18 protein-coding genes and 11 tRNA genes are annotated in these 18,909 nt (G+C 47.6%); 23 read left to right on the plus strand and 6 right to left on the minus strand.

The window, feature by feature from the left end; all coding sequences use genetic code 11:
• Window positions 1-33 precede the first annotated feature (33 nt).
• The 20 genes from QVE09_RS31090 (at window position 34) to QVE09_RS31185 (ending at window position 11,507) form a co-directional block, all read left to right on the plus strand.
• Window positions 34-111: transfer RNA gene (locus QVE09_RS31090), tRNA-Asp, on the plus strand.
• Window positions 112-127: 16 nt separating this feature from the next.
• Window positions 128-203 (plus strand) — tRNA-Phe (locus QVE09_RS31095).
• 19 nt (window positions 204-222) lie between these two features.
• Window positions 223-298, plus strand: a tRNA-Thr gene (locus QVE09_RS31100).
• Between the two features lie 9 nt (window positions 299-307).
• Window positions 308-393 (plus strand) — tRNA-Tyr (locus QVE09_RS31105).
• A 10-nt stretch (window positions 394-403) separates the two neighbouring features.
• A tRNA-Lys gene (locus QVE09_RS31110) sits at window positions 404-479 on the plus strand.
• Between the two features lie 6 nt (window positions 480-485).
• Window positions 486-566 (plus strand) — tRNA-Leu (locus tag QVE09_RS31115).
• A 10-nt stretch (window positions 567-576) separates the two neighbouring features.
• Window positions 577-651, plus strand: a tRNA-Gly gene (locus QVE09_RS31120).
• A gap of 7 nt (window positions 652-658) precedes the next feature.
• A tRNA-Arg gene (locus QVE09_RS31125) sits at window positions 659-735 on the plus strand.
• A gap of 17 nt (window positions 736-752) precedes the next feature.
• Window positions 753-831, plus strand: a tRNA-Leu gene (locus QVE09_RS31130).
• 7 nt (window positions 832-838) lie between these two features.
• A tRNA-Pro gene (locus tag QVE09_RS31135) sits at window positions 839-912 on the plus strand.
• Window positions 913-922: 10 nt separating this feature from the next.
• Window positions 923-993, plus strand: a tRNA-Gly gene (locus tag QVE09_RS31140).
• Between the two features lie 391 nt (window positions 994-1,384).
• Window positions 1,385-3,250, plus strand: a complete 1,866-nt coding sequence (gene iolD / locus QVE09_RS31145; protein ID WP_315939872.1) for a 3D-(3,5/4)-trihydroxycyclohexane-1,2-dione acylhydrolase (decyclizing) — start codon at window positions 1,385-1,387, stop codon at window positions 3,248-3,250.
• Window positions 3,251-3,303: 53 nt separating this feature from the next.
• Window positions 3,304-4,206 (plus strand): myo-inosose-2 dehydratase, encoded by a 903-nt coding sequence (gene iolE, locus QVE09_RS31150; protein WP_315939873.1) that lies wholly within the window; start codon window positions 3,304-3,306, stop codon window positions 4,204-4,206.
• Window positions 4,207-4,405: 199 nt separating this feature from the next.
• Window positions 4,406-5,416, plus strand: a complete 1,011-nt coding sequence (gene iolC / locus QVE09_RS31155; protein WP_047841171.1) for a 5-dehydro-2-deoxygluconokinase — start codon at window positions 4,406-4,408, stop codon at window positions 5,414-5,416.
• Between the two features lie 99 nt (window positions 5,417-5,515).
• Window positions 5,516-6,991 carry a CoA-acylating methylmalonate-semialdehyde dehydrogenase gene (locus QVE09_RS31160; RefSeq protein WP_017691140.1) on the plus strand — a complete coding sequence of 492 codons (1,476 nt, stop codon included), beginning with the start codon at window positions 5,516-5,518 and terminating at the stop codon, window positions 6,989-6,991.
• Between the two features lie 69 nt (window positions 6,992-7,060).
• Window positions 7,061-8,113: an inositol 2-dehydrogenase gene (iolG, locus tag QVE09_RS31165; RefSeq protein ID WP_315939874.1), complete on the plus strand. Its 1,053-nt coding sequence runs from the start codon at window positions 7,061-7,063 to the stop codon at window positions 8,111-8,113.
• Window positions 8,114-8,223: 110 nt separating this feature from the next.
• Window positions 8,224-9,030, plus strand: a complete 807-nt coding sequence (gene iolB, locus QVE09_RS31170) for a 5-deoxy-glucuronate isomerase (protein WP_221824325.1) — start codon at window positions 8,224-8,226, stop codon at window positions 9,028-9,030.
• Window positions 9,031-9,150: 120 nt separating this feature from the next.
• Entirely contained in the window at window positions 9,151-10,158 is a 1,008-nt protein-coding gene (locus QVE09_RS31175; protein ID WP_315939875.1) for a LacI family DNA-binding transcriptional regulator, read from the plus strand.
• Window positions 10,159-10,473: 315 nt separating this feature from the next.
• On the plus strand, window positions 10,474-10,995 hold the full coding sequence (locus QVE09_RS31180) for a hypothetical protein (RefSeq protein ID WP_315939876.1): 522 nt from the start codon (window positions 10,474-10,476) through the stop codon (window positions 10,993-10,995).
• A 2-nt stretch (window positions 10,996-10,997) separates the two neighbouring features.
• Window positions 10,998-11,507 carry a GNAT family N-acetyltransferase gene (locus QVE09_RS31185; protein ID WP_051449808.1) on the plus strand — a complete coding sequence of 170 codons (510 nt, stop codon included), beginning with the start codon at window positions 10,998-11,000 and terminating at the stop codon, window positions 11,505-11,507.
• 148 nt (window positions 11,508-11,655) lie between these two features.
• On the opposite strand, the gene QVE09_RS31190 is transcribed toward QVE09_RS31185, so the two are convergent.
• The 3 genes from QVE09_RS31190 to QVE09_RS31200 all read right to left on the minus strand — a co-directional run bounded on the left by QVE09_RS31190 (window position 11,656) and on the right by QVE09_RS31200 (window position 13,548).
• Entirely contained in the window at window positions 11,656-11,880 is a 225-nt protein-coding gene (locus tag QVE09_RS31190) for a hypothetical protein (RefSeq protein WP_315939877.1), read from the minus strand.
• Between the two features lie 395 nt (window positions 11,881-12,275).
• Window positions 12,276-13,115, minus strand: coding sequence for a DUF4261 domain-containing protein (locus QVE09_RS31195; protein ID WP_315939878.1), 840 nt, complete (start codon window positions 13,113-13,115; stop codon window positions 12,276-12,278).
• Window positions 13,116-13,191: 76 nt separating this feature from the next.
• Entirely contained in the window at window positions 13,192-13,548 is a 357-nt protein-coding gene (locus QVE09_RS31200) for a DUF1304 domain-containing protein (RefSeq protein WP_036608019.1), read from the minus strand.
• Window positions 13,549-13,814: 266 nt separating this feature from the next.
• Between QVE09_RS31200 and QVE09_RS31205 the strand changes: the two genes are divergently transcribed.
• Window positions 13,815-14,348, plus strand: a complete 534-nt coding sequence (locus QVE09_RS31205; protein WP_315939879.1) for an MOSC domain-containing protein — start codon at window positions 13,815-13,817, stop codon at window positions 14,346-14,348.
• A gap of 17 nt (window positions 14,349-14,365) precedes the next feature.
• On the opposite strand, the gene QVE09_RS31210 is transcribed toward QVE09_RS31205, so the two are convergent.
• Genes QVE09_RS31210 through QVE09_RS31220 form a run of 3 tightly spaced genes read right to left on the minus strand, consistent with a single transcriptional unit; the run spans window position 14,366 to window position 16,507 of the window.
• Entirely contained in the window at window positions 14,366-15,205 is an 840-nt protein-coding gene (locus QVE09_RS31210) for a DUF6597 domain-containing transcriptional factor (RefSeq protein ID WP_315939880.1), read from the minus strand.
• Between the two features lie 28 nt (window positions 15,206-15,233).
• On the minus strand, window positions 15,234-15,971 hold the full coding sequence (locus QVE09_RS31215; RefSeq protein ID WP_315939881.1) for a WecB/TagA/CpsF family glycosyltransferase: 738 nt from the start codon (window positions 15,969-15,971) through the stop codon (window positions 15,234-15,236).
• The gene (locus tag QVE09_RS31220) at window positions 15,968-16,507 is read right to left on the minus strand and encodes an SUKH-3 domain-containing protein (protein ID WP_315939882.1); all 540 of its coding nucleotides are present in this window, start codon (window positions 16,505-16,507) and stop codon (window positions 15,968-15,970) included. Before QVE09_RS31220 ends, QVE09_RS31215 begins: the two co-directional genes overlap by 4 nt.
• Window positions 16,508-16,733: 226 nt before the next feature.
• Here QVE09_RS31220 and QVE09_RS31225 point away from each other — a divergent pair, with 226 nt between their 5' ends.
• Window positions 16,734-17,183, plus strand: a complete 450-nt coding sequence (locus QVE09_RS31225) for an SRPBCC family protein (RefSeq protein ID WP_091019847.1) — start codon at window positions 16,734-16,736, stop codon at window positions 17,181-17,183.
• A 177-nt stretch (window positions 17,184-17,360) separates the two neighbouring features.
• A complete protein-coding gene (locus QVE09_RS31230) occupies window positions 17,361-18,890 on the plus strand; it encodes a methyl-accepting chemotaxis protein (protein ID WP_315939883.1) in 1,530 nt (509 codons plus the stop codon).
• Window positions 18,891-18,909: the final 19 nt, after the last annotated feature.

Consider the following 18,909-nt stretch of genomic DNA (forward strand, 5'->3'; position numbering starts at 1 on the left):
CCGCAATTAAACTTTCCTTTGAGAAAGTACTATGGAACCGTGGTGTAGTTGGCCTAACATGCCTGCCTGTCACGCAGGAGATCGCGGGTTCGAATCCCGTCGGTTCCGCCACTTTTTGATTTAGTAAGGCTCGGTAGCTCAGTCGGTAGAGCAGAGGACTGAAAATCCTCGTGTCGGCGGTTCGATTCCGTCCCGAGCCACCATATATAACACCTTTAATACGCCGGTGTAGCTCAACTGGTAGAGCAACTGACTTGTAATCAGTAGGTTGGGGGTTCAAGTCCTCTCGCCGGCACCATGTAATCCTGGAGGATTAGCGAAGCGGCCAAACGCATCAGACTGTAAATCTGCTCCCGTACGGGTTCGGTGGTTCGAATCCATCATCCTCCACCAGTTTTTCTATGAGTCATTAGCTCAGTTGGTAGAGCACCTGACTTTTAATCAGGGTGTCGAAGGTTCGAGCCCTTCATGACTCACCATTATATGCGCGTGTGGCGGAATTGGCAGACGCACTAGACTTAGGATCTAGCGTCTTTGACGTGGGGGTTCAAGTCCCTCCACGCGCATCCTTTATTTGCGGAAGTGGCTCAGCGGTAGAGCATCGCCTTGCCAAGGCGAGGGTCGCGGGTTCGATTCCCGTCTTCCGCTCCAATATTTTGCGCCCTTAGCTCAGCTGGATAGAGCGTTTGACTACGAATCAAAAGGCCGGGAGTTCGAATCTCTCAGGGCGCGCCATTATAACTTCATATTTTGCCGGCGTGGCGGAATGGCAGACGCGCTCGACTCAAAATCGAGTGGGAAACCGTGGAGGTTCGAGTCCTCTCGCCGGTATAGATAACGGGATGTAGCTCAGCTTGGTAGAGCACCTGGTTTGGGACCAGGGGGTCGCATGTTCAAATCGTGTCATCCCGATTGTTGTTATGCGGGTGTAGTTCAATGGTAGAACTTTAGCCTTCCAAGCTAATAGCGTGGGTTCGATTCCCATCACCCGCTTACATATTGAAAAAGAAAGAGATGGTACTCACCGTCTCTTTCTTTTTTTGCATTCATAGGTTTATTGGTAATTTAGTACGTGGTGCTCTCAGAGAGTATATGGCTCTTTATCATGTACCAGGATGTATCCCGCGCTTGCATAAATTTCCCCACCTTAAATTTGTCCTTGTTAATTGTGGACGCTATTCAAATGGAACAGATCTAAAGCACCGTATAACGCCTGGATATACTCTTCTTTACCACTTTTATAAAAACGCTTACAAAAATAGCTTGCGTAAATCATTAACCTGTAATACCATATCAATTAAGCGCTTAACCTTTAGGGGTAAGGCGCTTAAACTTAACGTAGATTAAGCGCTTAACCCGTAAAGGAAAGGACGGCGATCAATTCATGAAAACAATTCGATTAACGATGGCTCAGGCACTGCTTCGATACCTGGATCAGCAATATATCTCGGTTGACGGAGTGGAAACCAAGTTTGTGAAGGGCATCATCGGTATTTTTGGACATGGCAACGTAACAGGCATTGGAGAAGCGTTGGAGCGCAGTCCGGGAAGCCTGACGTATATGCAAGGCAAGAACGAACAAGGTATGGTACATACGGCAGCGGCTTATGCCAAGCAGAAGAACCGCAGACAGATCTATGCATGTACAACATCCATTGGACCTGGTGCTTTGAATATGATTACGGCGGCAGCTACTGCAACGGTGAACCGAATTCCGGTTTTATTGCTTCCTGGAGACAACTTTGCTACACGGGAACCGGACCCGGTACTTCAACAGTTGGAAGTGAGCAGTGATTATACGATCTCAGCCACTGATCCATTCAAAGCCGTCAGTAAGTACTGGGATCGCATTGTTCGTCCCGAACAGTTGATAATTGCTGCTACGCAGGCCATGCGTGTACTAACCGATCCAGCAGAGACGGGAGCGGTAACGCTTGCACTGCCGCAGGATGTGCAGGCAGAAGCGTACGATTACCCGGAATCATTCTTTGCCCGCAAAGTACATTATCTGGATCGTCGCCCCCCGGTACAGGCAGCTATTGAGCGGGCAACGGAGCAGATTGCCCGAGGCAGAAAGCCGATGCTCGTTGCAGGCGGCGGTGTGTTGTACTCTGAGGCGTCCGTTCAACTCGTGGAGTTCGCCGAAGCATTTGGCATTCCGATCGCCGAGACGCAGGCGGGCAAGAGCGCAGTCTCTTGGGACCACCCACTGAATGTGGGGGCCATCGGGGTTACCGGCTCTCTGGCAGCCAATAGGCTGGCGAGAGAAGCAGACGTTGTGATCGGCGTCGGTACGCGGTTCTCGGATTTCACGACGGCGTCCCGCTCTGCTTTTCAGCATCCGGAAGTGTCATTCATCAACATCAACCTGAACGGCATGGATGCCGCCAAGTTAGGCGGAGAAGCTATTCTGGCAGATGCGCGCGAAGGATTGCAGGCTTTGCAGAAGGAATTGCAGCAAAGACAATACCGCAGTGCATATGGTGCATCCGAAATCGCTGATCTCCGCGCTGAGTGGAATGCAGAAGTGGATCGGCTGTATGCAGCTCAACATGAAGCAGGGCTGGCACAGACAACGGCAGTCGGCATAGTTAATCGGACGATTGATCCATCCTCCGTTATTGTGTGTGCGGCAGGCAGTCTGCCAGGAGACCTGCATCGTCTGTGGCGTGCGGCTGAACCAAAGACGTATCACATGGAGTATGGATTCTCCTGTATGGGGTACGAGGTAAGCGGAGCGTTCGGAGCAGCACTTGCTGAGCCGGATCGTGAAGTGTACGCCATGGTGGGGGATGGCAGTTATCTGATGCTGCATTCGGAGTTTGTGACCAGTTTGCAGGAACAGAAGAAGATGACCGTTCTATTATTCAACAACAATGGATTCCAGTGTATTCATAATTTGCAGCGGGAACATGGTAGTGACGGGTTCGGCAATGAGTTCCGTTATCGGGAATCCGAGAGTGGACGACTGACCGGGGATTACATGCCAATGGACTTTGCTGCACACGCACGAAGCATGGGAGCCAAATCCTATAGAGCGGAGACAGCAGAACAGCTGGAACAAGCACTCCGAGATGCGAAGAACGAAACAGTGAGTACGCTGATTGAGATTCCGGTCGTGCCTGGAACCAACGCAGGTGGATACGAGTCGTGGTGGAATGTAGGTGTACCAGAAGTATCTGCCGAGGAAAAGGTAGTTCATGCCCATCAAACCATGCAAGCCAACCGCGCTAAAGCAAGACTTATTTAATCCGGTTTAATATAGTGAACCACAATGTTGAACGACAAAGGAGACGTGGAGCAATGAGCAAGCTGCCATTCCAGCTTGGGATTCATCCGATCAATTGGGTCGGTGAAGATGTGAAGGAGCATGGTGATGCGACAACATGTGCGCAGATTCTGGATGACATTCAGCGTCTTGGGCTGACAGGTACAGAGATGGGACGTAAATATCCAACTGATCCTGCTATATTGCGTGAGGAATTGAGCAAAAGGAATATCAAGCTTGTCTCCCAGTGGAAATCGGTGCTGTTCTCCGATCCGGCGTATCGTCAGTCGGAGCTGGACAGTTATCGCAGACATGCGGAATTTCTGCAATCCATGGGCAGTAAGGTGATCAGTACGGCGGAGGTAGGCGGGTCACTTCATTTTGATCCAAGACGGACACCGAATGAAAAAGAAGTGCTTAGACTCAGCGAATCTGAATGGCATATTCTCGCTGAAGGGTTGAACGAAGCTGGAGCTATTGCCCGCGAACATGGGTTGAAGCTTACGTACCATCATCATGGAGGCACAGTGGTAGAGCAACCGGATGAGATTGATCGACTGATGGAGCTGACAGACCCTTCTCTCGTGTATCTGCTCTATGATACTGGTCATGCCTATTATGGCGGAGCCAATCCGCTTGAACTGCTGCGCAAACATTATGATCGGATCGCCTATATCCATCTGAAAGACATTCGCCCTCATGTGCTGGATGAAGCACGCGCGGAGCAGTCTGATTTTGTCGGTTGTATTCGTAGAGGCGTGTTCACCGTACCAGGAGATGGATGCATTGATTTTGCACCAATTCTGCAAGAACTGATCACACGAGGGTACGATGGTTGGGCGATGCTTGAAGGAGAGCAGGACCCTGCGATTCATAACCCTTATGAGTATGCGAAGCGATCTTTGAGCTATATGGAATCGTTATACCAACACAGCTGATTCGTTCAGTATTGCAGCGGTCAGAGGCCACACCTATGAAGTGAAAAAGGAAGAAGGCCAGCAAGAGTATAACGTTACGATTGGAAAATAAAACTGACCTACTCTAGCCGTTTACGAGTCCTTACGATGGAATGAGTAACTAGTCTAGATATTGATATACAACATGTAAAATCCCACCACAGAAAGGGGCTCACATGCAATGACTTACGTATCCTTTCCGGTATCCAGGAAGAAGGATTTCACCGCGATTGGTCGCTTGTGCATCGACTTGAATGCCAATGAGATCAATCGCCCGATGGAAGAGACGATGACGTTCACGAAGTATGTAGGGGGCTCTCCGGCCAATATTACGATTGGCATGTCCAGACTGGGTATGGAGACGGCTTTTATCGGTAAGATCGCGGGCGACCAGATGGGCAGATTCATCCAGAGTTATTTGGAGAAGAACGGCATCGACACATCAAATGTAGTTACAGATGACACCGGAGCCGTGACAGGGCTTGCTTTTACCGAAATCAAGAGCCCAACGGATTGCAGTATTCTGATGTACCGGGACAATGTAGCGGATTTGTTATTACAGGCGCAAGAGGTGCAGGAGCAGTTGATTGCTGACTCCAAAGTGCTGTTAATCTCAGGCACAGCCCTCGCGCAGAGCCCATCCCGTGAAGCTGTATTACAGGCACTAACGTATGCGAAAAAACATGGCACAGTTATTGTGTTTGATCTGGACTATCGCCCATACACATGGACATCAGACGAAGAGACAGCGGTCTATTATAACCTCGCAGCCGAGAAATGCGATATCATCCTGGGCACACGTGAAGAGTTCGACATGATGGAGACATTCGATCACAATCCGGATCATAGTGATCAGGTAACTGCACAGAAATGGTTTGATTTCTCAGCCAACATCGTTGTAATCAAACACGGCAAGGAAGGGTCCATTGCTTATACGCGTGAAGGGCTTTCTCACCGTGCAGACAGCTATCCGGCAAAAGTGGTCAAAACGTTCGGTGCAGGCGACTCCTACGCAGCCGGGTTCCTGTATGGATTGATGCAGGGCTGGACGATTGAGCGAAGTATGGCGTATGGCAGTGGCGCAGCAAGTATCGTCATTTCGAGCCACAGTTGTTCGGATGCGATGCCAACGGTGGAACAGGTGAATGACTACATCGAACGTTGCAATCGGGGCGAGATCACCGTGTCTTGAATCTCGTTGCAATACTTTGAATAACGTACTCATACAGATCAACATCAATGATATAAGTTGAACATACGGGATCACACATAAGTGAAGGGAGACAGGGCTATGGGAAAAGGAATTTCTGAAGCGTCTGCAACAGCAACAATGGTACAAAACTGGATCGGAGGTGCCTGGGTAACCCCAGTGGCAACTCGTACGGAGCCGGTTGTGAATCCGGCGACGGAAGAAGTTATTGCACATGTGCCACTGTCCGAACAAGCGGACGTGGATCTGGCGGTTCAGACAGCACGAGAAGCGTTCAAGTCATGGAGCAGCACACCGGTTCCACGCCGTGCACGTATTCTGTTCCGCTACCAGCAGCTGCTGGTGGAACATTGGGAAGAACTCGCTCGCCTGGTGACGCTGGAGAACGGTAAAAGTTATGCCGAAGCGTACGGCGAGGTATTGCGTGGCATTGAATGCGTCGAGTTCGCGGCAGGTGCCCCGAATCTGATGATGGGCAAACAACTGCCTGATATCGCGACAGGACTGGAGTCGGGCATGTACCGCTACCCGATCGGTGTTATTGGGGGAATTACCCCATTCAATTTCCCGATGATGGTACCGTGCTGGATGTTCCCGCTGGCTATTGCGTGTGGTAACACCTTTGTCCTGAAGCCGTCCGAGCGCACACCGCTACTGGCAGGCCGCCTGGCAGAGCTGTTCAAGGAAGCGGGGCTTCCGGACGGCGTGCTCAACATCGTTCACGGTGCGCATGATGTCGTGAACGGTTTGCTGGAACATAAGGATGTTCAAGCGATCTCCTTTGTCGGATCACAACCTGTAGCTGAATACGTCTACACCACTGCATCCAAGCATGGCAAACGGGTACAGGCACTGGCTGGTGCCAAAAACCACTCCATCGTTATGCCGGACGCCGATCTGGATCTAACCGTGAAAGAGATTACCAGTGCAGCCTTTGGCTCAGCAGGGGAACGCTGCATGGCATGTGCGGTTGTTGTGGCTGTGGGTGATGTGGCTGACGAACTGGTACAAAAGCTGGTGGAAGCGGCAGACCGCATTACCATTGGTAACGGCATGGATGAGGGCGTGTTCCTAGGTCCTGTCATCCGTGGACCACATAAAGAGCGTACACTCAGTTACATTGAAGCCGGAGAGCAGGAAGGCGCGGCATTGATTCGGGATGGACGTAAGGATCAGGCGACAGGTGAATCCGGTTATTTTGTAGGGCCAACGGTATTCGACCAAGTTGATAGCAATATGAAAATCTGGCAGGATGAGATCTTTGCTCCAGTACTCTCGGTGGCAAGAGTGTCTACGCTGGAGGAAGCCGTTGAGCTGGCGAACCGTTCCGATTTTGCCAACGGGGCGTGTCTGTTCACCCGCAGCGGGGCGAGTATGCGTCAATTCCGTGAAACGATTGATGCGGGCATGTTGGGTATTAACCTGGGCGTACCTGCACCAATGGCATTTTTCCCGTTTTCCGGTTGGAAAAAGTCCTTCTATGGTGATCTGCATGCCAATGGCACGGATGGTGTTGAATTCTACACTCGCAAGAAGATGGTAACGGCGCGCTGGTAACAACCAGAGCATCACTCGGGCTAAGGGGAACGCCCAGCCCATATGGACGCACATAGGGAGGATAACGGAATGGGCAAGGACAAAGTGAGAATTGGCATCATCGGTGCTGGACGGATCGGCAAAATTCATGCAGACAATCTCCTGCGCAACCCGCATGCCGAGATTGTGGGAATCAGTGACTTGTTTGCAGGTCCTGAATTGGAGGCTTGGGCCTCCAGCCGTGGCATCCCTGTTGTAACAAAGGATAGCAGCGAGTTGATCTCGATGCCTAATGTAGACGCAGTGTTGATCTGTTCTTCAACAGATACACATGTTCCACTGATCGAACAGGCTGCCAAGGCAGGCAAACATATCTTCTGCGAGAAGCCGGTCAGCATGGATCTGGCACAGACCCAAGCAGCTGTAGCAGCGGTTCAGAAGGCTGGCGTGAAGCTGCAAATCGGATTTAACCGCCGCTTTGATCATAACTTCAGACGGATACGTGCACATGTGCAGGATGGTACGATTGGTGATCCGCATATTATCAAAATCACGTCTCGCGACCCGAGTCCACCGCCTGCAGAGTATATCCGGGTGTCTGGCGGGATCTTCATGGACATGATGATCCACGATTTTGACATGGCCCGTTATCTGTCCGGTAGTGAAGTGGAAGAAGTATACGCCCAGGGCAACGTACTGATCAATCCGGTTTTTGCGGAACATGGTGACGTGGATACAGCGATTGTAACGATGACATTTGCCAACGGGGCGATTGGTGTTATTGATAACAGTCGTCAGGCTGTATACGGGTATGACCAGCGTGTTGAAGTATTTGGCTCAATGGGCAGCGCCGCAGCGGCGAATGATCATCCGAATACGGCTGAGATCAGTACAGCGGCCGGGCTCATGCGTGACAAACCGTTACACTTTTTCCTGGAACGCTACAATGAGGCGTATGTACAGGAGACAGCCCTCTTTATCGATGCAATCATTCATGATACAGCGGTTATCGTAGATGGCCACGATGCAGTACAGGCAGAACGAATTGCTCTGGCAGCAAAAATGTCCATGGAGCGGGGAAGACCTGTGAAGCTGAGTGAAGTCCCCGGGATGTCACTGGAATCGCAAACGGCAACGCCATAGGTGGATGATTAAAGTCACTTTTTCTAAATAGAGGGCATGAATAGTCCAAGTTTTTGTTTTTATAAGTATCAGGTTGTTGTGGACGAGTACAGAAAGGAGTGGATGGCAAGATGTCAGAACGTATTGTGAAACCCGTGGTCAACCCGGAGGGAGACGGTACACTTATAAACGTAACACCGGAGTCGGCCGGGTGGGAATATGTTGGATTTCAGGTAGCGAAGTTGGCAGAAGGGGAGACGCTGACCCGCGAGAGCGGTGATCAGGAACTCTGTGTGGTGCTCCTCAGCGGTTTCGCCAATGTAAGTACCCGGGAGCACACATGGGATAATATCGGGAAAAGAATGAGTGTTTTCGAGAAAATTCCGCCGTATTCAGTCTACGTCTCAACTTCCGATCAAGTGCAGATCACAGCACGTACCGAACTGGAAGTCGCTATATGTGTTGCACCCGGTAAAGGCACGTACCCGGCTCGTCTCATTGCACCCGAAGATGTAGGGGTAGAGGCGAGAGGGTATGGCAATCTGGAACGCCAGATTCACAACATTTTGCCGGAACAGAAGGAAGCGGACAGTTTGCTCGTTGTTGAGGTGTTCACGCCAGATGGGCATTGGTCCAGTTACCCGCCACATAAGCATGATCGGGACGCACTCCCGGATGAATCTTTGCTGGAAGAAACGTATTATTTCCGTGTGCAGCCTGAGCAGGGGTTTGCTATTCAGCGCATATACACGGATGATCGTTCTGTGGACGAGACGCTTGCAGTGAAGAACGGTGAAGTGGTGCTTGTTCCGGACGGATATCATCCAGTAGGTGCTCCTCCGGGGTATGAAGTCTACTATTTGAACGTGATGGCTGGCCCAACTCGGACATGGAAATTCCATAACGACCCTGACCATGAGTGGTTGATGAAAAAGTAAAACAATTCCTGCTACGCACATTGTGCTGGCTTCAAGTTGCGTATGCAGACTTCCCCCTGCATAATGAGAAGAGAACAATTATCTATGTATATTATATATAGCACAAATGGGGAAAAAACAATGAAAGCAACCATATACGATATAGCACGCGAGGCGGGTGTATCCATTGCAACTGTCTCGCAGGTCATTAATGGCAAAGGTAAGATCAGTGAGAAGCGGCGCGCCGAGATTATGGAGATTATGGAACGCCTTCACTATCAACCCAGCGCGATCGCAGCTGCACTTACAGGGAAGCAGACGTACACATTGGGGCTGCTCGTACCGGACATTTCGAACCCGTATTTCGCAGAACTCGCCAGAGCCGTGGAAGATCGAAGCCGTCAACTGGGTTACAGCGTGGTCATTTGCAGTACGGATAATAAGGACGAGCGGGTAGAGCGTTACCTGAATCTGCTTCAGCAAAAAAGAGTCGATGGCATGATGATCGGAACCGGGATCGATAATGCCGAAATTTTGTCACCCCTCTTGCAGCAGTCTATACCTGTTGCTCTGATTGCCCGTCATATGCCATCGCTGTCGGTACATACGGTCACCATTGACGACATACTCGGCGGAGCACTCGCAGCGGAGCATCTGCTTGAACTTGGGCACATCCGTGTAGCGGTATTGTCGGAACCGTCCAAAGTCAGCAGCAGTCAGGAACGTGTACGTGGATTCCGTGAAACACTGATTAAGGCAGGTCATACGCTGGAACCGACTCAGATCCGAGAATCCGCAGCTGACCTGAGCTCGGCCAAAAAAGAGGCGCTACTGCTGCTTGGTGAGAACAATCACCCAACAGGCTTGTTCTGTTGTAATGACATTCAGGCCATCGGTGCTCTTCAGGCAGCCAAAGAGCTGGGGCTAAGCGTGCCAGAGGATGTGTCGATTATCGGGTTTGATAATACCATTCTGGCTTCGGTAACCAGTCCACCACTTACAACCGTTGCCCAGCCAATAGAAGAACTGGGACATCGCGCTGTAGATCTGCTGATTGAAGAGTTAAAGGATGAGCGTAAAGAACCGCAGAAGATTGTCCTGAAGCCCGAGCTGGTTATCCGAGAATCTGCAGGCCGTGTATTGCGCTAAAAAATAAGGTTTCGGAAGTAACCTGACCAGTCGTGAGTCCAAGCCCACGTGTATCATATTCATGGCTAGGGTAAGGGGGGGGTCTTACCTCGTTCTGAATAGGTAATATAACAAAGTAACAAACAAGCCGCGAACGCGGCTTGTTTATTTAAATTTTCATTTGAATCTTCAATTTTAGGGTAGCCCAAAACGTATCGTAATTGAGGGACCAGAGATAAGAAATAACATTGGAACAGAAGGAGTGAGATGTTATACTGGAATATATCAATAATTACCAATTTATATGTTTTATGTAGATCTAGAGAGGGGATTGGGATGACTAAACGAATCAAGATGATTATGGGTATCGCCATGATTATTGTTTTTTTAGCTATTGCAGTGCGTATGTATACCTCTGGTCAATATACTATGTATATCCCCAGCAAACATACGACGTTTCGAGCAGAGGTTACCGATCATATGACGATGCTGGATACATTGGATCGACTGACGATTAGGAAAATTTCCAACAATGAACCGTATAATGAAGATGATGAAATAACGATTACAGATCCCAAAGAGATTAGAGACATGCTGAAGCTATTAAAGGATGTTGATCTTAAAAGAGTAGGGGAATTCGACGTTTCCGAAAGGAATCCGCATTACTATGAGTGGCGACTTACTATTAATAAAGAAGGTCGCTTTACTGAAGATTTCGGAATCACGTTTTATAATGAACAATCTATCTCCATCTATAGCGGCGCGAAAACAAGAGACAAATTTCAGGACTACGAGGTTACCGATGAGTTTAATCTGAATGAGATGGACCGCCTTTTTGAAAAGCTGAAGGAGGAGTAAACATGACTATCATAACCAACTATTATGTACGCCCTATTGAAGAACAGGATATCCCTTTCCTGTGGGAGATGTTATACGCATCCCTGCATAGAAGAGAAGGTGATGAACCTTTTCCAATCGAAAGTATTCATACTCCCGGACTGTCCAAATACGTTGAAGACTGGGGGAGAGAAGGGGATTTCGGGTATGTTGCAGTTGACCAGCAGGGCAAGAGACTGGGTTCAATAACATTAAGATTCTATACGGATCAGAATGCGGGATACGGTTATGTGAATGCAGCTACGCCAGAGATGGGGATGGCTGTAACGGAAGATGCACGTGGAAAAGGAGTAGGGACCTTACTGCTTCAGACCGCATTAGATGAGGTTGAACGGCGGGGAATTGCAGCAGTCTCGCTCAGTGTTGACCCGGATAACCAAGCGATTCGTTTATATAAGCGGTTAGGATTCGTGGAGGAGTCCCTAAATGGTACATCGGTAACGATGGTGCGTGTAAGTAAACTTGAATCTTAAATGATGAGCGTTCGGATCACTGGCAAAACTGAGTAAGCCACGTAGAACTGCAAAAGAAAAAGGCGCTTCCTCATGGGGAACGCCTCTTTCTGTGTGCCATGTACTGCATAGGTGGATATCTATATACTTACGCCGTATCACTTCAATTTTATTTCAACAAAAATGCCAAAGCCTCGTCATACGTTTCCCATTGGAATTCAGTCTGGTGCGCCGATTCTTTGGAAATCCGATTCAATTGCATTTTGGCGATTGCACCACCTACCGCTACACTGGCTCGTTTCATACCCCAATGTGTCAGTAATTTCTGGTGTTCCACAATTTTTTCTTTGGTATCCTGAGGGAAAGCCTTCATGTTCCGCATATCTACTAGCACATCAAACGAATTCCCCAATTGTTCCGCTATTCTCTGGATTTCTGTATTCGTTTGTTCGACATGTTCAGGAGAAACAATACCTTCCTAGATAATTTCAATAATAGGTTTAGTTGAATCCAAACGTCTAACAGACATGTAGGCAACTCCTCGATAATAAAATAATATGTAATATATGAGACTATAAGCCTATTAATTATACCGTTTTATAACGATAATGAAAACTGAATTCACAATATAGTGGTTCTTATGGACTACTTTTTCCTAGGGGAGTTAAATTCAGGGATTGTTATCATATCTTCATTGGGAGGAAGGTTAAATAGCTAAAAGCCGCCCAGAGGTTGAACTCCAGACGGCTTCTACAACGGTGACACGATAAAGTAAAAATCCTACGTAAGTTAAAAGCCAATCTTCAAACTGTTACCTTCCGATGCTACACCTTTGGAAAGGGAAATGCTCAGCTTTTGTTCTGCCGAGAAACCAAGTGTTTCCCCATCATGCAGTGTGACGTCGTTCTCAACCACATACGTTGTGGTCATGAACATCATCTCAAATACATCGCTTAAGGATTCAGACGATTGCATAATCTCCATCTCTTCTTTTCCAAAGTTACGTAGTCCGTAAGTGTAAGCTGAAGCGCCTTCGGCATTTTGGAATAATCCGATGAAAATCCAGAGCGAGACTGGCAACTCATCATGTTTGATCCCACGGCTGGTTTCGACATATTGACTGGCTTCAACGACAAGTGGGGCCATGTATATGGCCAGCGCGTGATCCAACTGTAACAAGGCACTCGCTGTTTGAGTGAACAGAACATGTCCCTCAATAGCATCTGTTGCGTTCAGAACAGAGACAATAATCTGAGACTGGTGCCGTGAGGTAACTTGTTCCGCTTCTCGCCAAAGGATGTTTAGCTTAGCATTCTCCTCAACTTCACGGTCGGGTACAGGCGCAGCAATGTGAGCACATACCACCTGCATCCCATTCACTTCGAAAAAGAGATTGCCCTCCTCTGGGTGTTCTTCAATCTCGATATCCCATTCGTTCTTCATGTTCCTGATGAAAAGGTCAAAATCACAATCGTCACGCTCCAGCAGGACAAAACCCACGATGGTTTCACTGTAATTCGTCGATTCGACAGCACCACCTGCAGGTACTTTCTCCTTTTTGCGCCGCCGAAGCTTGTCAAACAATCCCATGACATGTTCTCCTTCCAATTCCAGAACGATTCTGGTCATTGTACACTGCTATCTATTCACTACCTTACCATAAAGGAGTTAACATGAATCGAGGCAATGCACCATTCGACAGAAATTACAGGAACAGAACTAGCAATAACGCAATGATCGCAGGCAAACCTTGTTTGATAATGATCGACCGTGAGGAAGTTGCTCCTCCATAAAGAGCCGCAATAATCACACACGCCAGGAAGAAAATCTGAATATGCTGTCCAACGGCAGCATCCGGATATACGAGTCCCCAGATCAGACCTGCCGCAAGAAACCCATTGTAAAGACCTTGATTGGCCGCGAGGGATTTGGTGGATTTGGCGAATTCCGGCGTGAGATTAAAGGTTTTCATTGTGCGTGGACGAGTCCACATAAACATCTCCATTACCATGATATAGAAGTGTTCGACAGCTACAAGAGCTACAAAAATAATACTAATCAAAGGAAACACCTTGCTTTCTGATATGTAATTTATTTACTTGTCCATCCTAGTATAAATGTTTGCAACAAGAACGGAAAGAGCAAATTTAATTTATAACAATTTAATTGCGTATTATTAAAATTGTTTATCGTTTTCCAGTTGAGTTATGATCTTGAAATTAAAAAATGGTTACAAAGGTAAGCATACGCCGATTGTCGACAATCCATTCATTGGGTAATAATGAACAATAAAGAAGTAATATTGCTTAGGAAAGGGAGGAGATTATTATGGGAACAGTTCAATTCGTCTTGTTGGCTGATGATCCATCCACATTTTTGACCCGAATTGTACCTTTTATCGACATTGAGCTTGCAGGAATTCCGGGTGACCGTCATTATGGTCTGCTTCGTCCAGCGGACTCGCGTCAGAAAATCTACAAGCGTGGTACACCGATTGCGAATCGCCGCCAGATCAGTATTGTTTCTGAGGAAGAATGTGCTCTTATTGCTGAGAAAATGAACATTCCTGAAGTGCGTCCAGAGTGGCTTGGTGCCAATATACTGGTCCGTGGCATTGATCGATTGACGGAACTGCCTGCTGGAACGCGGCTCCTATTTCCGAACGGGACAGGGTTAATATGTGAAGGGGAGAACCTTCCCTGTGTACATCCGGGGAAAATGATTGAACAATTCTACGAACAGGACGGTTTGCGCAAAAAATTCGTGCCTGCGGCTCGGAAAAAACGTGGAATTGTGTGCTCGGTTGAACGGGAAGGTGTAATCCATACGGGGGATACCATAGAAGTCATTCGCCTGTCCTGATTTTCAGGACAGGTATCTTAATTGATCAGCCCTCGGCACTCACCATTCGGATGTCTAGAGTGTAAGTACTCCTCTGGTGTACTGCCAATAATAGACTTGAAATCTCGGATGAAATGGGATTGATCATGATATCCAAGGTCCTGAGATAGCTTAATCAGGTCACATTGAAGACCGCGGTCCATCATTTCTGCAGCATTTTGCAGACGATACAACTTAATTACTGTTTTGGGTCCAATGCCCACATACTGATTGAACAGGCGCTGAAGCTTTCGGGTATGCATACTCCAATAGGAAGATAGATCATCGACTCTCAGCATCTCCCGGTTCTGTTCAATCTGTTGCACAATATCGTTAACCATTCTAGCTTGAGCATCTTCAGCAGGAAGGTGTGCACATAATAGCTGGTCGATGTAACTGGTTTTATCCGCATCATCCCCCGCCCCAAGAAGACGGTCTTCCAAGGACTTCGCTGTGACGTCAAGAATATTAGATACATTCATCGGCTGTCCGTACAATGAAGAGACAGGAACCCGGAGGAAGGGATAAAACCCTCCTGGTTTGAACTTCACGCCAAATACACGCCCTTTCCCGCTCACAAGATAGGAGAATTTACGTCCCGATGGTCCGAAGAAAAACGTATTGTTCCGTTCCACAACCAGATTGACACAGGGGTTAGGCACGACATGTTGGGGATACGGTTCAAGTCCAGTCAGATCCCATGATACGATCCAGTAATGTTTAACAAAAGGGCGAAGTGCTTCGGAAGGAGCATGGCGTGTCAGTTGATATTTATGATCACCTTCATTCAGATTCAGCAGGCCCATACTTGGTCTGTCTCCTTGTTCTACCTGTTTCATCCGAATCATCCCTCCTGCTCAGCTCACATTATTTAGGTTCTCTGAACAACAATGCCCGCACAGCAAAGCGGGGTAAAATGAGTTGCCTGCGCCATCTCGAAGGTTGACTGAGGAGGCGATAGAGCCATTCCAGGTTAAGCTTCTGCCATATCGCAGGGGCACGTTTGGTTTTGCCGGCCACGATATCGAGACTACCTCCAACACCTATGGCTACACGAGCGTTCAACTGGTGGCGATACTTGTTAATCCAGTGTTCCGCATGGGGTGCGCCAAGAGCCACGATAAGAAAGTCTGGTTGAGCAGTACGAATCTCTTCCACAATCTGTTGTTCCTCATCTGCCTGGAAATAACCATGGTGTCTACCTTTTACGATAACTCCAGGGTAACGTTGCGCAATAACTTTCACAGCCTGTTCACTGACGCTTTCCTCTGCTCCCAGCATGTAGAATGACCAGTGTTTTTGATCGCCTTCCTCCAATAAACGAAACAGCAGATCACAACCGGTTACCCGTTCAGTCAATTGTCCGCCCCGAAAACGGGATACCATCACAATGCCGGCACCGTCAGCTGTGACCAACCCGGCTTGATCAACAACTTTGCGAAGAGAGGCATTCTTTTGACAGGACATAACAATCTCGGGATTGCCTGTGATGACATGGAATAGTTCAGTACTTTCCTGATCTACGACTTCACCAAGGATTGCAACAGTTTGATTCATCGTTACATTGGGAAAAGGGATGCCCATAATATTCGTTGATTGGCTCATATCTCATTTCCTTTCTGATTCCGTCCCATGAGTGAATGGGGAACAAGCTTATGCATGTGAAGTTCATGTATCATACTGTCAATCAGATTATCGAATGCATGTACGTTTGGATCATAGTCGTGTAACAGATACAGTTTGCCCGAACGGCCAATGGCTGTGACTGCGGAATAGTAGTATCCGGTTAATCCAAGACAATAACAATCTTCATTAGCGTATTTCAAGATCGAATGCATCTCTGTGGAACAACGTAGTGTCTCTTCAGCATTCGGAATAAAATGAAATTCATATTCATGCCAGGGGCTTTCAGCCAGCACTTCCCCGGAGATGTGGCTATAGTATTTAAAATATATAATTTCATCTATTCCCCAAAACTCTTCTAGAAACGATCGGGCAGCCGGAAATAAATCTGCGGATGTAGGGCACTGCTCTATGTATGCCGAGATGTCAACGCATCGGTTCTCATACCAACCCGCCTTCTGCAGCAACTGAATCATTTGTTGATAGGGTAACAATGAGGATTGTGACGTTCCAGTCATATTGAACAACTCCTGTTATTTCATTCCAGTTTAGTATATCTGATCTTCTGGGAAAGCACTATATGGGCGCAACCCGTTTAGATCAGGGTATAACATTCCTGAAAACATAAAGAGCTTATATTTTACCTGTTGTCGCGTTTTTACAATACGGCCTTTGGGGTATAACGATAGGATAGGAGTGCGAGGTTGGCAGATCGCGTGTCCAATACATAAAGGGAGTGAGTCCATGGAACTGAAATATGAATTCTATATCAATGCAGGACTGGAAGAGGTGTGGAATGCTCTAATATCACCAGACGGCACACGGAACAGCTTTTTCGGTAGTGAACTTCGCACCAATTTCCAACCAGGTCAGCCATTTGCTTATGTAGGGCCAGGTAATGATGGTGCGGAGACTGTCCATGTGTACGGAGATATATTGGAATTTGAACCGTTGTCCAGGCTTAGTTATCAGGAGCATCCCGGACCGTCATACCATGCCAATCATGCCGAGCTTCAATCCAGAGTGGTCTTCCAGTTGGAGACTGTGGGGGAGTGTACGAAGCTGACACTGATTAATGATCAATTTACAGATAACCATCCTTCCTTTGCGAATGCACAGAGCAGCTGGTGGATGATCCTAAGCAGCATCAAAACTTGGGTGGAGACGGGGAAAACACTGAATTTTGGCTGGTAGCCGGTAAGAGGCAGTTATTTAAGATTTATTATTATAAAAAATAAAGGCATTTAATATAAGAACCAGTGCTAATTTAGCGCTGGTTCTTGTTTTTATACAAAATTAAGACCATTACTCTACATTTAGTGTCTGATAATGTCGAAATATATATCATATGACCTAAGAGGAGAAATGAACATGTTTCGTAAACGTACTGAACCGACCAAACACCTTCGTATAGATGCACATCAAAAGTTACTGGAGTATAGTCGTAAACTGGTAGCAAATGCAGAAAAGGGCGACTATGACGCATGGATTGAAGATGGCATTGAATTTCAGGATACCGATGAAATAGCTAGTAACATCCAAAAAGCAGTACATATGATGAAAGCACAAAACGAAGGCGTGGAAATGCGCCTTAGAATGTTGAATCAGGCGATGAATGTGGGATTATGGGAATCTGAAATTGTTGCCGGTGATCCACTGGATAGCAATAATATCGTCACATTTTCGAAGGAATTCCGCCAAATGTTAGGATTCCATAATGCCAAGGAGTATCCCGATTCATTTGCAAGCTGGGCCAAATCGATATATCCGGATGACAGACCTCAGCTGGTGCAGGAGATTATGAAACATGTGAATGACACTGGAGCAACGACTGCTTATAACGTCATCAGTCGTATGATTACCAAAAGTGGAGAAATCCGCTGGTTCCGATGCCTTGGACAAGTCATCCGAAATCAGGCTGGAGTTCCGGTCAAACTTCTGGGTATCATGTTTGATATTCATGAGGAGAAGAGCAAGTCTGATGAGCTAGAAGCACTCGTCACCCGATATGATCTGGTTAACCGCGCCTTGGTGGAGGCACCGTGGGATATGACCGTTGTAGCTGGAGATGTGGTTAATCCGAATAACGAGTTTTGGTGGTCACCTCAGTTCCGTAGAGAACTAGGGTTTAAAGACGAGCAGGATTTCCCGAATGTGTTCAGCAGTTGGAGCAGCCGACTGCATCCGGAAGACCATGATCGGACGATCAACGAATTTGCCAGACATATGAACGATTACAGTGGTCGTACACCGTACGATCTGGATTATCGTCTGCAGCGCAAAGACGGGGAGTATCGGTGGTATCACGCGGGTGGGGAGACCATTCGGGATCAGGATGGAGTACCGCTCCGTGTAGCTGGAACCATTCGAGATGTCACCCATGAGAAGAATAAGGAACAGATCGTAGAAGCCATGAATCTGAAAACCAAACAATTGTCGGAGTCCATTGGCGAGATGGTACGTGGAATCAACTCGATCACCGATCAGGCACAGGATCTGGTTACTGCACAGGAGTTATCTGCCGATGCAGCCATTCAAGTGAAGAGCAGTGCAGATGATACGAAGAATATCACCGTGTTTATTCGAGAGATTGCCAGTCAGACGAATCTGCTGGGGTTGAATGCAGCAATTGAAGCTGCACGTGCGGGAGAGCTGGGATTGGGATTTGGCGTCGTTGCGGGTGAAGTGCGGAAACTGGCTGATCACAGTTCAGAGGCCACGGTAAATATCGAAGATAGCATGCAGAAGATGAAAACACTTATTGATCAGATTCTTGAACATATCGGTAATATGTCCACGTTAACGCAAAATCAGGCTGCCCTGACACAGCAGGTGAATGCTTCAATGGATGAGATCAACACCATGTCACAGGATCTGGTTGATTACTCGCGGAATCTATAATTTCGAATTCGTTTGTTGT

Origin of the sequence: Paenibacillus sp. ClWae2A (genome assembly GCF_032452295.1) — a bacterium.
In the GTDB taxonomy this organism is placed as follows: Bacteria; Bacillota; Bacilli; order Paenibacillales; family Paenibacillaceae; genus Paenibacillus.